We start from the raw sequence: 13,874 nt of genomic DNA on the forward strand, positions 1-13,874 counted from the left end.
TAGGAGTCCTAAATTCTAAAAAACTACCTTATGAAACGTCTCTTTATTCTATTCTTATTGGGCTGCATACCCTTTTATAGTTGTTCCAAGGATGAACCTGTTAATGATGAAATTCTTTATTTCCCTCCTATTAAATCTGATACCTGGGAAACTAAATCTGTTTCAGATTTAGATTGGAACTCGAATGCGCTTCAACCCCTACTAGATTTTTTAGAAACAAAAAACACTAAGAGCTTCATGATTCTTTACAATGGTAGAATTGTTATAGAACATTATTTTAATGGTCATGACGAAAATGCTTCGTGGTATTGGGCAAGTGCGGGAAAAACATTAACAACAACAGTTTCAGGTATTGCTCAAGAAGAAGGATTAATAAACATTAACAATAAAGTTTCCGATTATTTGGGTGTGGGTTGGACAAGTGCGCCACTTACAAAAGAAAACCTAATAACTTGCAAGAATCTATTATCTATGAATTCAGGTTTAGATGATAGTTTAGGTGACGATGTATCACCTTCAAATCTTCAATATGTGGCCGATGCTGGTACACGCTGGGCCTATCACAATGTATATGTAAAAATGCAGGATGTTGTGGCCGCCGCTAGCAACCAAACTTGGAATAATTATTTTAACAGCAAACTTCGAGATAAAATTGGTATGAACGGTCTGTGGTTGAATTTAGGAGACCTAAGCGTTTACGCTAGTAACACACGAAGTATGGCACGTTTTGGTTTAATGATTTTTGCTAAAGGCACTTGGGAGAACATCCAAATTGTTCCAGAATCATACGTTACCGCTGCAACAAGCCCCTCCCAAGACATTAATAAGGCCTACGGTTATTTATGGTGGTTAAATGGAAAACAGAGTTATCATTTACCCCAAAGCCAATTAGAATTTAATGGTTATTTAATTCCAAATGCCCCTTCCGACATGTTCGCCGCTTTAGGCAAAAACGACCAAAAGATCTATATTGTACCAAGTAAAAAACTAGTGGTTATAAGAATGGGAGATGCTGGTGAAGGTGAAAATTTTGCATTATCGTCATTTGATAATGATTTGTGGGCGAAAATTAATGCTTTAGTTAACTAATACAAGAGTTTAAAAACCTATTACTTAAATAAAAATAGCCAGAGAAGTTAATCCTCTGGCTTTTCACACACTTAAAAAATTATAAATATTACTATTTATAACGCTTTATTAAAACATTGGTTTTAGTAGCAATACCATTAATCATAGTATTCAAAAAATAAAGACCACAATTTAAGTCTGATAAATCCAGTCTAACCTCGGTGTCGCCAATCTGAATAAATTGTGTAAACGATTTTTGTAATTTCCCTCTAAAATCGTAAATTTTTAATTCTGCAGTAGTATCAACGTTACTAGTAAATTGGATATTAGTATGCGTTAAAAAAGGGTTTGGAGAGATATTAAATTTCACCTTTGGTTTAATACCATCATCGCAAGCTCCTAAAGTTGCACCCTTATACAAATACCAATTAACCCAGTTAGGATTAATACATATCTCCTTCCCTTTGTAGCACATTTGAACGCCAATATCTCGTTTATTATCACAAACTACATCTACAACTTCTACAGTTATAGATTTTTCTATTGAACATCCATTTGCATCCGTTACAGTAACAATATAATCTGTTGTTTCCTCTGGACAGACTTTAATATTTTCTGAAATATCTCCAGTACTCCATAAGTATGTGTAAGGAGCAACACCTCCAAGAACTTCTGTTACCTCTAAATTTGTACAAGACTGTGCTTCATATCCAAAATAAACTGTTGTACCTTCCGTTGTTGTTAATTCTAATGGCCAAGCTTCAACTATGGTAAATTCTTCAGTCACCGAATTTCCTATTGCATCTGTAACTGTAAATAAATAATTTCCACTTGTTAAACCTTCCACCGAATTTGAAGAAACAATGTTTTCATTCAGTTTATAAGAATAGGGTGCTACACCTCCAGAAACAGAAATACTCGCTTTGCCGTTAACTCCTTCAAAACAAATGGTTTCGCTAAATACTAAATCATCTATTGAAAGTGTTTTTAATTGCATTCTAATCGAAACAGGAAAATGGTCGGAAGTAGAATTCGCATACATGTTGTTATAAAATTCATAATGAACAACTTCTGAACCTACTAAATAATTATCGGTTAACTCATTAGAAATAGCGATATGATCAATCATATTTTCTTGAAACACATAAGATCGGAATCCTTGGTCACTTAACGCTTTTGTTACCATATTATAGTTCTCAGAATCTGCTGTATACTTAAAATAAGTAGACATGGTTGAAGACACATTATCTGCAACCGTTTCATCTAAATCATCATTATAATCACCTAATAAAACGAGGTTTGCTTTCGGATAATACATATCTAAACTATCTTTTAACACTTCCACATCATATTTTCTCATGTCATATCTGCTTTGAGAATCTGTACTTCCATTAGCCCTAGCATGAAGAGCAACAAAATTATATTCCTCTGTTTGCCCGTTAATTTGAACATTTGCTGTCATTAAAAAAGGCAAACGTCCACTTGCGTAAAAGCGGTCTGGAGTACTTGGGTAATTTACTAAAGCCGAATCATCGCCACCATTATAATAAGGGTGAATGGTTTCTAATAATACTTTGGTATTGGTTACATTCACAGTTGCCGTATTATAAATAAAACCTACTTTTTGTTTCACATCTGAACCGTTAGGATAAGAAACTGCTGGCGATAAAACATAGTCGTAACCAGGAAGTTCACTAACCAATTCTGCAAAAAGCGCATCATCTGAAATTTCTTGAACTGCAAGAACATCTGCTTTTAGCTCATTCAATACGGCTTTAACAGCTTCTTTTTGAATGGCATCAGACATAACATTTCCTGCGGCTGGTGAATTAGCTTCATCTCCAAACCACTCAATATTCCATGTAGCAATATCCAAAGTGTTCTCTCGTGAAATATTGTTTGGAAGCGTAGGCGATACATATTTTTCTGCACATGCTATATCGCTGCTCATTCTAGGCATTAATTGATAAATATCAAAATACCTACCTACTACACCAATAACTTCATCACAATTTTCCGGTTGTGCTAAACCTACAATGTCATCAACATTATTGTTTATTCGTAACTCACCAAATCCATTGGCGTCTGTTAAAATATAATTAGAATTACCAAAGAGCATATCTCCCGGTTTTGGGAAATTAGGTTTACTTATTTTAACTAGTTCCCCCGGATGGTTTTGCAGTTCATTTAAAGTTATTAGTAAAGGCTCAATTACCTGATTTGAAAGTCCGTTATTCACAACTTCTGTAACCGGACTTATTTGAATTTGTCCATTATAAATACTTCTAGTTCCGGTTATAGTAATAGAATCTCCTATTTTAAAAATACCTTCACCATGAACTAAAGCATCAAAAACAGCTATACCTCCGGTAGCATCTTGCAAATACGCAGATCCCGAAAACTCATCGGCTACAGTAAGCACACCAGTTACTTTTACTTGTTTACCTGTATTACTTTCAGCTCTGGCTTCTGCAATAGTAATTAATGCTATAGGCTCTGCAACAGCATCACCTCCATAGGTTCCTATCGGAAACGTTGTATTAGTTGTAGTGCCATCTAAAGCGTTTATACCACTAAACGTCCAATTTTCAATAACAAATAAGGATCCATCAGGTCCTGTACTGTTATTTCTGTAAGCCCAACCATCCAAATAATCCCAGGCTTCTCCAGAACCATCAACGTTAATATCTCCAAATACATCAATAACATTTCCTTTGAAAAATAATTCAATAGCATCATCCCCATTTATTTCAGCTGCATTAGATGTAAAGTTAGGTGTAAAACCAAAATAGTTATTAAATCCGATAGTTTCTGAAGCTACATAAATAAAATCGCCAGCACTAGCTGAACCTGAAAATGTAAATTCTTGCCCATCTGAACCTCCGCCATTATTTGCTGATCCAAATCCATAAAGACTTAAATCGGCAATATCCTGCTTTGCATAAAACTCTATTACTTTTGGCACACCTCCTGAAAGCGGACCATCAACAACACCCGTAATAATTAAATCTGGGCCATAACTCATCGTTGGGAATGGATTTGTTGCCGTACTATTTTCAGTGACACCATCTAAAGCATCGATGCCACTAAACACCCAGTTTTCAATCATAAAAGTAGAACCATCTGGACCGGTATCATCTTTTCTGTATGCCCAACCATCTAAATAATCCCAGGCTTCACCAGAACCATCCATATTAATATCTCCAAAAACATCTACTACGGTATTATTTAAAAATAATTCAATTGCATCATCACCATTAATGGATGCAGCCCCTGAAGTGAAGTTTGGAGCAAATCCAAAAAAGGATGTAAATCCTGGTTCTTCGGAAGCCACATAAATAAAATCACCAGCCTTAGCCGACCCAGAAAAGGTAAATTCCTGACCATCTGAACCGCCTCCATTATTGGCCGATCCAAAACCATACAAACTTAAATCTGCTATATCTTGGGTAACATAAAACTCGATTGCTTTTGGAACACCCCCAGACAGTGGACCGTCCACTACCCCTGAAATTATTAAACCCGAAAAGGTTGGCTCAGTTGTATTAACTAAGGTTGTTACGCTAATTGAATTACTTGCTTCAGAACTATTTCCTGCCGCATCAATGGCTTTAACTATAAAATTATAAGTAGTTTCTGGAGTTAAACCAGTTATAGTAAATGTTACATCTGTTGAAAAAGCAACAAGGGTGGTATTATCATAAATTTGATATGCAATAACCCCGATATTATCGGAAGCAGCTTGCCAAGACAACATCGTTGAAGTTGAAGTGGTATTTTCAGCCATTAAATTAGTTGGTATTGAAGGTGCTTCGGTATCCGAAATAAAACCTCCACCATAAGTTGCTACAGGAAACGGAGACGCCGTTGTGGAGTTTGTTGCACCGCCTTCTAAGGCATTTATTCCGCTAAAAGTCCAGTTTTCTAAAACAAACACACTACCATCAGGGCCAGAACTATTTTTGCGGTAAGCCCAACCATCTAAATGATCCCATGGTTGCCCAGTTCCGTCTACATTTATATCTCCAAAAACATCTATAACCGCACTCGATTTAAATAATTCAATAGCGTCATCACCATTAATATTTACAGCACTACTTGTATAATTTGGCTCAAAACCAAAAAAGCTAAAAAATCCATCAATTTCGGACGACACGTAAATAAAATCTCCGCTAGCGGCAGCTACAGCTGGAAAAGTAAACTCTTCCCCATTACTTCCCGTACCATTATTAGCAGAACCAATACCATAAATACTTAAGTCTGCTATATCTTCTGTTACATAAAGTTCAACACCCTTTGGCAAACCACCTGGAAGTGGTCCATCAAAAACACCCGTAATAATTACCTGTGAATGTGTTATTAAGCTAAATAAAAAGACTGTTAGCATTACCAAATAATGCTTCTTTTGAAAATAATTTTGTTTCATATTTTTATTGAATTTAGATGTACTAATTTAAAAATATTCTCAAAAAACAACATATTTATTTGATTAACAAATCATTAGACTTCAATAAAAAACTAATTATTTTCGTAAAGATTTAATAACAATCGAACATAAAATTTAAATGATATTTAATTAGACAATCCAAATTTAAATTGTATTTGTTCAAAGATCAACTTAAAAGAGACCTGACTTTTCCTTTCCAATAAAAATAAATTATCTATATAAAAGTCAATTTTATGAAAAGCAGAATAAAGCAGCACGTTTATGTTTAAGAAAGCATCTAAATACAAGAATTGAATTAATAGTAAAGATAAAGCACAACTAATTTGCTTTTTAACCATGGCCTAATGATATCATTCAAAAATTACATTGTAAATAAAACCTGTTGAATATTCATTTTTATCCTACAATTATCCTTCCAAACCTATGCTCAATTATGTGAAGGTAGTCTGGGAGATCCTGTTGTTGAAATTGACTTTGGTTCCGGCGCCACAAGAGGAGCTTCTTTAGGTTCGTCCATAACGGCGTTCACATACAGGCGTCTGGGAATTGGACGAAGGTGAATATACTATAGCTAACACCACAAGTGAACTAAAATCGAACGCATGGTATGTTACTAAAGAGCGTACAGGGAACACAAATGGTTACATGATGATTATTAATAGTGCCGTTATTGCTAATGAAGGCGTTTTTTATACTAAAGCTATATCCGGACTTTGCGCTGATACTACCTATGAATTTTCAGCATTGCTAATGAATATTATAAATCCATTGGTGGGAACCGATCAATAGATTGGACAGAAAACAATAATAAAATAACTATTAACCTTACTAACACTAATTTTGGAACATATGAATATTCCATAGATGGGCTAAACTACCAAGACCATAATGTATTTTATGGACTAGGAAGTGGAGAGATTACTATATATGTAAGAGATAAAAACGGATGTGGAATAACACAAAAACTAGTTTACGTTCTATTTTACCCCAAATTTACACCCAAACAGCGATGATTTTAATGATACTTGGGCCATAAAATACAATGAAACAGAACCAAATATGTCTATCAAAATATTTGACAGATATGGCAAGTTACTAAAAGAATTAACTCCAGAAACTAGTTGGGATGGCACATTTAGAGGAGTTAATTTACCAACTTCAGACTATTGGTTTATAGTAACTCGAGCGAATGGCGACATTCACAAAGGACATTTTACTCTAAAACGATAACCTTATTTAAAATGTTGAAAAAACTATTTAAAAAATGAATCTACAAATTCAAATTTGTTGAAAACCTGAAGGTCTTCAATACCTTCACCTACACCAATATATTTAACAGGAATTTTAAACTGATCGGAAATACCAATAACAACCCCTCCTTTTGCAGTACCATCTAATTTTGTGACTGCCAATGAAGTCACCTCAGTAGCCGCTGTAAACTGTTTAGCTTGTTCAAAGGCATTTTGACCAGTAGAACCATCCAAAACCAATAAAACATCATTAGGTGTATTAGCAACAACTTTTTGCATAACACGTTTCACCTTAGTAAGCTCATTCATTAAATTTACTTTATTATGTAAACGTCCTGCTGTATCAATAATAACAACATCTGCATTATGCGCAACTGCACTTGTTACTGTATCAAAAGCTACAGAAGCAGGGTCTGAACCCATAGACTGCTTTACTAACGGCACGCCCACACGATCTGCCCAAACCTGAAGTTGGTCTATCGCAGCAGCTCTAAACGTATCAGCGGCACCTAAAACGACATTGTAGCCTTGTTTTTTAAATTGAAAGGCCAGTTTCCCAATAGTAGTCGTTTTACCTACGCCATTAACCCCAACCACCATGATTACATATGGTTTTTTATCTTGAGGAATTGTAAAGTCGGTATCTTCACCTAAATTAGTTTCACTTAATAAGCCCGCAATTTCTTCTCGTAAAATGCTATTTAACTCATCCGTTCCTAAATATTTATCCTTTGAAACACGAGCTTCAATACGTTCAATAACTTTAAGTGTGGTATTTACACCCACATCACTGGAAACTAAAATTTCTTCAAGATTATCTAAAACCTCATCATCAACCTTGGATTTTCCAGCGACAGCCTTACTTAATTTCCCAAAGAAAGTTGTTTTAGATTTCTCTAAACCTTTATCTAACGTTTCCTTTTTTTCTGATGAAAATATTTTTTTAAAAAAACTCATATTATTGATTGTTGGTTGTTATTTAGCTGTATGTAGTTAAGTTGCAACCAACTAAACGACTGTACAATAAACGACTAAACTTATTTAAAACAAATATAAACATAAAAAAGCTGCTTTCAATAAAGAAAGCAGCTTTGTGTATTTTATAAAGTGGTATATTACTTTTTGCTGAAAAAGTCGTCTGCTAATTCTGGAGACATGATTGACTCAACAAACATGTAGGCACCTGTTTTAGGTGATTTTACCATTTTAATCGCTTTTGTTAATCTTTTAGAAGATGTTTGTAACGATGCTACTGTTTTCTTTGCCATGACTTAATTATTTTATCTCTTTATGAACTGTCATACGCTTAAGAATAGGATTGAATTTTTTAATTTCCATTCTATCAGGCGTATTCTTTTTATTTTTTTTAGTAACGTATCTTGAAGTTCCTGGTTGTCCAGACTCTTTGTGCTCAGTACACTCTAAAATTACTTGTATTCTATTACCTTTCTTTGCCATTTCTTTTATTATTAAATACAGCTATTATTTTAAAAATCCTTTAGATTTTGCATCCTTAATTGCTGCAGTAATACCTATTTTATTGATAGTTTTTAAAGCAGATGTAGAAACTTTTAAAGTTATCCAGTTGTCTTCTTCTGGAATGTAAAAACGTTTCTTAACTAAATTCGCATTAAATTTACGTTTAGTTTTATTCATTGCATGAGACACATTGTTTCCAACCATTGCCTTCTTACCTGTAAGTTCACAAACTCTTGACATTATTTATAACTTTAAAATTCTTTGTTGCTTAAAATCGAGGTGCAAATATACAAAATCTTTATATTATGACAACTTAAATTTTATCAATTTTTAAAAATTTCTTTTAATAGCATTTCCAGAGCCTTATTTACTGCCTTATTTATCACTTTTATTCGGTAATTTCCGAGCATAAATTTTTCGGAATAAACCCCGCTCTTTGTGGCTATAGCAATGAAAACGGTACCAACCTCTGCTTCAGAATCACCTTTTGTTGGCCCTGCATTGCCTGTTGTTGCAACAGCAAAATCTGATTGAAATAATCGTAACGCATTAGAAGCCATAGACTCTACAACCTCTGAACTCACCACCGAAAAAGTATCAATATCTGATTTTGAAACACCTAAAATATTAATTTTAGACTCTGTTGAGTAGGTTACCACACCACCTTTAAAATAACTAGAAGCACCGGGATGCGTTGTAAATTGCTCTGCTACCATGCCTCCAGTACAACTCTCGGCAATGGCTAGTGTTTTTCCTAATTTATTTAATTGCTTAGCAATAACCACCTCTACTGAACCATCTTCTTCTTCAAAACCAGCAAATTCATTTTTTATAAGTGGTAACACTTTATCAATTTGTTCTTGAACACTACTTTTAACATATTCAACATCGGTTCCTTTTGAAGATAAACGCAAACGCATTTTCCCTAAACTTGGCAAATAGGCTAACCTTATATGTGTTGGTAGACCATCTTCCCAAGCTTCAATACGTTCTGCTAAAGCACTTTCACCAATACCATATACTAATAAAGTTTTATGTAAGATGTAAGGGCAGTTATATTTTTCTTTTAGTTTAGGAATTACCTTGTTTTCAACTAAAGCATTCATTTCATACGGGACACCAGGTAATGAAATAAACACTTTATTATCTTTTTCCATCCACATACCAGGCGCGGTTCCTAAAGTATTCATTAAAACCGTTGCCTTCGAGGGTACTAATGCCTGATCTCTATTTACTTGAAGCAATAAACCTCCCGTATAATGTTTCCAGAGTTCTTCAATGTTTTCTATAACCGAATCATCCCTTATCAGGGTATCATTAAAATACTCTGCTATAGTTTTTTTAGTAATATCATCTTTTGTTGGCCCTAAACCACCAGTTAGAATAACGATATCAACATTGCTTTCTGCCTCTTTTAAAGCTTTCAATATGTGTGCTTTATCATCTTGAACCGAGGTTATTTGATAAACCGACACACCTATTTTATTAAGATGCTTGGCAATAAATGCTGAATTTGTGTCAATAACTTGACCAATTAAAAGTTCGTCTCCAATAGTGATTATTTCGGCTAACATTTATAAATTAAAATCTGATTTCATTTCCGCAACGGCATTATCGACTGCTGAAAGTACAATGGCTAATTGTGTTGATATATCCATATCTCGCTTTTCAAATTTGCCCCAATCCTGTACTTCTATCAAGATATCCAGCACTCCAAGTTCAAATAAATCAACGGTTGGTTTCATTTTGTGTGCTGCCTGATAGGCGTCGTGATAATCCTTGTTTGCAACTGCTTTTTTTAATCGCTCAGCGTCTTCTGGTACTTCCTCCAAAAAAGCTTCGGCTAATGTTGCGATAAAATCTTCGTCGTTGTCTGCCAACTCACGAACCCTAAATAATTTGTAATGTTGTTCCATTTTATTTTACTGTTATTGAAAATAATTCTTTATCTTCTATAAATCCTTTAAGCTTATCGTTTGCAACCACTTTGCCTACACCTGCTGGCGTTCCGGTAAATATAATATCTCCAATCTTTAAAGTAAAATATTTGGACACATATTCTATAAGTTCATCAATTTTCCAAAGCATGTGGCTTGTATTTCCTAATTGTACAATTTTTTCATTTTTTTTTAAAGAAAACTCAATGGCATTTACATCTTTAATCTCTGAGACCGGTAGCCATTTCCCTACTACTGCCGAACCGTCAAAAGATTTTGCTTTTTCCCATGGCAAGCCCTTTTCCTTTAATTGGCTTTGTACATCGCGGGCTGTAAAATCGATTCCCAACCCTATTTCATCATAATACTTATGAGCAAATTTTCTATCGATATACTTACCTATTTTATTAATCTTAACCAAAATCTCTACTTCATAATGCACATCATCCGAGAAATCAGGAATAAAAAATGGCTGTTTTTTTAAAAGAATAGACGTGTCTGGTTTTAAAAACACCACAGGATCTGTTGGTTTCTCGTTTTCTAATTCGTTTATATGTTCGGTGTAATTTCTACCGATGCAAATTATTTTCATTCTAGACTTGATTAGATTTTTAGACTTTTTAGAAAATTAGACTAACCTAATTTATTATTAAAACTTCTAAGCTTGATAGCTGTTAATACTTTTTTAGTGTACAGCGGAAAATCGGCATTTAACAACCAGCCAAAATAACCAGGTTCACTTTCTAAAACTTCAGTTACCAATTTACCTTTGTGCTTTCCGAAAGAAAAACATTCTTCACCCTTTTTATTGTAAACTATAAAACCAGCAAAGTCAGCAAATTGTTTTCTAGAACTAAATTCAGCTAAAAACTTCGTATCATTCTCTATTTCATCGTACTTTGCAATTTGTGCTTTTAAAACCTCAAAAGTTGCACGTGTATCTGCTTCTGCCCCATGTGCTCCTTCTAAGTCTTCATGGCAATAAAATTTATATGCTGCACTCAAGGTACGTTGCTCCATTTTATGGAAAATGGTTTGCACATCTACAGCAACGCGATTTTTCATATCGAAATCTACCTCAGCACGCAATAATTCCTCAGCTAGTAAGGGTATATCAAATCTGTTTGAGTTAAACCCTCCCAAATCGGAATCTTTTATCATATTGTAAACCTCTTTAGCGATCTCCTTAAATGTTGGTTTATCGGCAACATCTTCATTACTTATGCCATGAATGGCGATAACTTCTTTCGGAATGAGCATTTCTGGATTCACCAACCATGTTTTACTCTCCTCTTTTCCGTTAGGGTGTACCTTTAAAATGGCGATTTCAACTATTCTATCGGTTGTTATATTAACACCTGTTGTTTCTAAATCGAAAAAACAAATGGGCTTGGTTAGGTTTAACTGCATTACTATTTTTTATTGAATATTTTTTATATAAAGTATTGACAAAAATAAGAAAATCCGACCATTTTTACCGATTGGATTACACTTTTTAAATTATTACTTTTACCCATATACTTTTAAATTAATGATGTTAAAATTTAAACTAAGAAACTTAATTTATACTTTTTGCTTCTTAACAAACCTTTTGCTTACCGCACAAACCCATGAATTTGTAAAATTAACTGAAGAAAAAAACGGAAAACGGTTAGATTTATATGCGGTTAATACTGGTGCCATAAGCTACGATGTCTTTTTACATATAACCACAGAAGATTTTAGAAGATCTAGCTTAAGACCAGTTATAAAAACGGTGCCTCCCAAATCTAAAACCAAATTAATTACTTTAATAGAACTTGCAAATACCAAAGGTGTATACCAATCTACATTTATAATAAATGAAGTAAGTTATGATATTGCTTTAGAAAAGGACAAGCAAAATTTTGATTTGAAATTTAACAGTGAATTAAACAAAAAACAGCTGATTATTTTTACCGAAACAAACTGCAATTTATGCGATGACGTTAAATTATTGTTGAACAAGAATAATCTTAAATTTAAAGAATATGATATAAACAAAGATCAATTAAGTTCTTCTTTATTAACAAAAACCTTAAATCAAAACAAAATAAATTCTAAAACGACAATGCCTGTAATACAAATTGAAGATTCAATTTACACTAACCTAAAGGATAGCCAACAGTTAATTGAAATTATTCAAAATCATTTTTAAACTTCTTTATATTTCTCTATTACTATCCCAAGCTTCTAGATAATCTTTTACAGCTTTCACAAACTGCCCCCCTAAAGCACCATTCACAACGCGGTGATCGTAAGAGTGCGATAAAAACATACGGTATCTAATTCCAATAAAATCACCTTCTGGTGTTTCTATAACCGCGGGTACTTTACGAATGGCGCCCAAAGCTAAAATTCCAACCTGTGGCTGACTAATAATAGGTGTTCCCATGAGACTACCAAACGTCCCTACGTTAGTTACGGTATAGGTGCCTCCTTGAATATCGTCTGGTTTAAGCTGGTTTGCTCTGGCTCGTTTTGCTAAATCATTAACTTGCTTGGTCATTCCCACCAAATTTAGTTGATCCGCATTTTTAATAACTGGCACTATTAAATTACCATCTGCCAATGATGCGGCCATGCCCAAGTTTATATTTTTCTTTTTAATAATGGTATCGCCTTGTACAGAAATATTCATCATAGGGAAATCGCGAAGTGCTTTAGCTACCGCCTCCATAAAAATTGGTGTAAAGGTTAAATTCTCTCCTTCACGTTTTTGAAATGCATCTTTAACTTTATTTCTCCAATTCCATATTTTAGTAACATCAGCTTCAATAAAACTTTGAACATGAGCGGATGTATGTATTGATTCTACCATGTGATGCGCAATAAGTTTGCCCATTCTGCTCATTTCAATAATTTCATCTTCTCCACTAGCCACCACTGGAACAGTAGATTGTATTGTTTTTGGTTTAGAAGGTACAGCCGGCTCTTGTTTTGGTGTTACTACCGGAGCTTCTACCTTAGGTTTTTCAACTTTAGGAGCTGCAACATCAGACTTTCCAGTTTTACTTTGAACATAATTTAATATATCATTTTTAGTTACACGATTATCTATACCTGAACCAATTATATTATCTAACTCTTCCTGAGAAACACCTTCCTCTTTTGCTATGTTTTTTACAAGAGGAGAATAGAAACGTTCTTCACTTGAAAACACTGGAGTTTGCAAAGCTTCTTTAGCTTTTAAAATAGTTTGTTCTACTTTATCAACAGGAATTGCATCTGCTTCAAAAACGTCGTTAGAAATTTCATTATTATAAGTAAACGTGTCATTTAAAATTTCATTATTATTTGAAAATTCATTGTTGAAACCATTTGATTCATTTGAAACTTCGTTACTGAAATTACTTACTTCGTTTGAAAATGTATCATTAAACGACACTTCTTCGCCATCTCCTTGCGTTTGAATAATCGCTATAGTTTGCCCAACTTGAACAACATCGTCTACATTAAAAAGTTTTTCTACTAAGACACCATCTACTTCACTAGGCACTTCACTATCAACTTTATCGGTTGCTATTTCCAACACCGCTTCATCCATTTCAATTGTGTCTCCAACTTCTTTTAACCAAGATGTAATTGTTGCTTCCGCAACACTCTCTCCCATTTTTGGTAACTTAAGCTCAATCTTTGCCATATCAATAACGTAATACTTAGTTTCTTTAATTT

At 34.0% G+C, this 13,874-nt stretch carries 13 protein-coding genes and 1 pseudogene; 4 read left to right on the forward strand and 10 right to left on the reverse strand.

The window, feature by feature from the left end:
• The first annotated feature begins 30 nt into the window (after nt 1-30).
• Nucleotides 31-1,089 carry a serine hydrolase domain-containing protein gene (locus ABYI63_RS12925; RefSeq protein ID WP_372756775.1) on the forward strand — a complete coding sequence of 353 codons (1,059 nt, stop codon included), beginning with the start codon at nt 31-33 and terminating at the stop codon, nt 1,087-1,089.
• 91 nt (nt 1,090-1,180) lie between these two features.
• Here the strand turns inward: ABYI63_RS12925 and ABYI63_RS12930 are convergent, their stop codons facing one another.
• Nucleotides 1,181-5,494: a fibronectin type III domain-containing protein gene (locus tag ABYI63_RS12930; RefSeq protein ID WP_372756777.1), complete on the reverse strand. Its 4,314-nt coding sequence runs from the start codon at nt 5,492-5,494 to the stop codon at nt 1,181-1,183.
• Between the two features lie 567 nt (nt 5,495-6,061).
• On the opposite strand from ABYI63_RS12930, the gene ABYI63_RS12935 reads away from it, so the two are divergent.
• Both ABYI63_RS12935 and ABYI63_RS12940 read left to right on the forward strand, forming a co-directional pair.
• Nucleotides 6,062-6,304 (forward strand): hypothetical protein, encoded by a 243-nt coding sequence (locus ABYI63_RS12935; RefSeq protein WP_372756779.1) that lies wholly within the window; start codon nt 6,062-6,064, stop codon nt 6,302-6,304.
• 216 nt (nt 6,305-6,520) lie between these two features.
• Nucleotides 6,521-6,745 (forward strand): annotated as a pseudogene (locus ABYI63_RS12940) (T9SS type B sorting domain-containing protein); the annotation flags it as partial.
• Between the two features lie 23 nt (nt 6,746-6,768).
• Here the strand turns inward: ABYI63_RS12940 and ftsY are convergent.
• The 8 genes from ftsY to ABYI63_RS12980 all read right to left on the reverse strand — a co-directional run bounded on the left by ftsY (nt 6,769) and on the right by ABYI63_RS12980 (nt 11,591).
• The gene (ftsY, locus tag ABYI63_RS12945; RefSeq protein WP_372756781.1) at nt 6,769-7,722 is read right to left on the reverse strand and encodes a signal recognition particle-docking protein FtsY; all 954 of its coding nucleotides are present in this window, start codon (nt 7,720-7,722) and stop codon (nt 6,769-6,771) included.
• A gap of 158 nt (nt 7,723-7,880) precedes the next feature.
• Complete coding sequence (locus tag ABYI63_RS12950) at nt 7,881-8,033, reverse strand: DUF4295 domain-containing protein (protein WP_372756782.1); 153 nt, start codon at nt 8,031-8,033, stop codon at nt 7,881-7,883.
• Nucleotides 8,034-8,040: 7 nt separating this feature from the next.
• Nucleotides 8,041-8,223 (reverse strand): 50S ribosomal protein L33, encoded by a 183-nt coding sequence (gene rpmG / locus ABYI63_RS12955; RefSeq protein WP_132218687.1) that lies wholly within the window; start codon nt 8,221-8,223, stop codon nt 8,041-8,043.
• A gap of 24 nt (nt 8,224-8,247) precedes the next feature.
• Nucleotides 8,248-8,484: a 50S ribosomal protein L28 gene (gene rpmB / locus ABYI63_RS12960; RefSeq protein WP_100612069.1), complete on the reverse strand. Its 237-nt coding sequence runs from the start codon at nt 8,482-8,484 to the stop codon at nt 8,248-8,250.
• An 83-nt stretch (nt 8,485-8,567) separates the two neighbouring features.
• A complete protein-coding gene (locus ABYI63_RS12965) occupies nt 8,568-9,818 on the reverse strand; it encodes a competence/damage-inducible protein A (RefSeq protein WP_372756785.1) in 1,251 nt (416 codons plus the stop codon).
• Nucleotides 9,819-10,160 (reverse strand): Hpt domain-containing protein, encoded by a 342-nt coding sequence (locus tag ABYI63_RS12970; protein ID WP_372756787.1) that lies wholly within the window; start codon nt 10,158-10,160, stop codon nt 9,819-9,821.
• Between the two features lies 1 nt (nt 10,161).
• The gene (locus ABYI63_RS12975; RefSeq protein ID WP_372756789.1) at nt 10,162-10,773 is read right to left on the reverse strand and encodes a fumarylacetoacetate hydrolase family protein; all 612 of its coding nucleotides are present in this window, start codon (nt 10,771-10,773) and stop codon (nt 10,162-10,164) included.
• Nucleotides 10,774-10,814: 41 nt separating this feature from the next.
• Nucleotides 10,815-11,591: an exonuclease domain-containing protein gene (locus ABYI63_RS12980; RefSeq protein WP_372756791.1), complete on the reverse strand. Its 777-nt coding sequence runs from the start codon at nt 11,589-11,591 to the stop codon at nt 10,815-10,817.
• Nucleotides 11,592-11,712: 121 nt separating this feature from the next.
• Here ABYI63_RS12980 and ABYI63_RS12985 point away from each other — a divergent pair, with 121 nt between their 5' ends.
• Nucleotides 11,713-12,357 carry a glutaredoxin domain-containing protein gene (locus ABYI63_RS12985; RefSeq protein WP_372756792.1) on the forward strand — a complete coding sequence of 215 codons (645 nt, stop codon included), beginning with the start codon at nt 11,713-11,715 and terminating at the stop codon, nt 12,355-12,357.
• Nucleotides 12,358-12,363: 6 nt separating this feature from the next.
• Here ABYI63_RS12985 and ABYI63_RS12990 read toward each other — a convergent pair whose 3' ends face one another.
• Nucleotides 12,364-13,842, reverse strand: a complete 1,479-nt coding sequence (locus ABYI63_RS12990) for a dihydrolipoamide acetyltransferase family protein (RefSeq protein ID WP_372756794.1) — start codon at nt 13,840-13,842, stop codon at nt 12,364-12,366.
• Between the last annotated feature and the right edge of the window lie 32 nt (nt 13,843-13,874).

The organism is Mariniflexile sp., assembly GCF_041583155.1.
In the GTDB taxonomy this organism is placed as follows: domain Bacteria; phylum Bacteroidota; class Bacteroidia; order Flavobacteriales; family Flavobacteriaceae; genus Mariniflexile.

Coding starts and splice junctions, on each gene's coding strand:
- ABYI63_RS12985 (WP_372756792.1), top strand. CDS start 11,713: ATGATGTTAAAATTTAAACTAAGAAACTTAATTTATACTTTTTGCTTC.
- ABYI63_RS12950 (WP_372756782.1), bottom strand. CDS start 8,033: ATGGCAAAGAAAACAGTAGCATCGTTACAAACATCTTCTAAAAGATTA.
- ABYI63_RS12925 (WP_372756775.1), top strand. CDS start 31: ATGAAACGTCTCTTTATTCTATTCTTATTGGGCTGCATACCCTTTTAT.
- ABYI63_RS12990 (WP_372756794.1), bottom strand. CDS start 13,842: ATGGCAAAGATTGAGCTTAAGTTACCAAAAATGGGAGAGAGTGTTGCG.
- ABYI63_RS12970 (WP_372756787.1), bottom strand. CDS start 10,160: ATGGAACAACATTACAAATTATTTAGGGTTCGTGAGTTGGCAGACAAC.
- rpmB (WP_100612069.1), bottom strand. CDS start 8,484: ATGTCAAGAGTTTGTGAACTTACAGGTAAGAAGGCAATGGTTGGAAAC.
- ABYI63_RS12980 (WP_372756791.1), bottom strand. CDS start 11,591: ATGCAGTTAAACCTAACCAAGCCCATTTGTTTTTTCGATTTAGAAACA.
- ABYI63_RS12965 (WP_372756785.1), bottom strand. CDS start 9,818: ATGTTAGCCGAAATAATCACTATTGGAGACGAACTTTTAATTGGTCAA.
- ftsY (WP_372756781.1), bottom strand. CDS start 7,722: ATGAGTTTTTTTAAAAAAATATTTTCATCAGAAAAAAAGGAAACGTTA.
- rpmG (WP_132218687.1), bottom strand. CDS start 8,223: ATGGCAAAGAAAGGTAATAGAATACAAGTAATTTTAGAGTGTACTGAG.
- ABYI63_RS12930 (WP_372756777.1), bottom strand. CDS start 5,494: ATGAAACAAAATTATTTTCAAAAGAAGCATTATTTGGTAATGCTAACA.
- ABYI63_RS12975 (WP_372756789.1), bottom strand. CDS start 10,773: ATGAAAATAATTTGCATCGGTAGAAATTACACCGAACATATAAACGAA.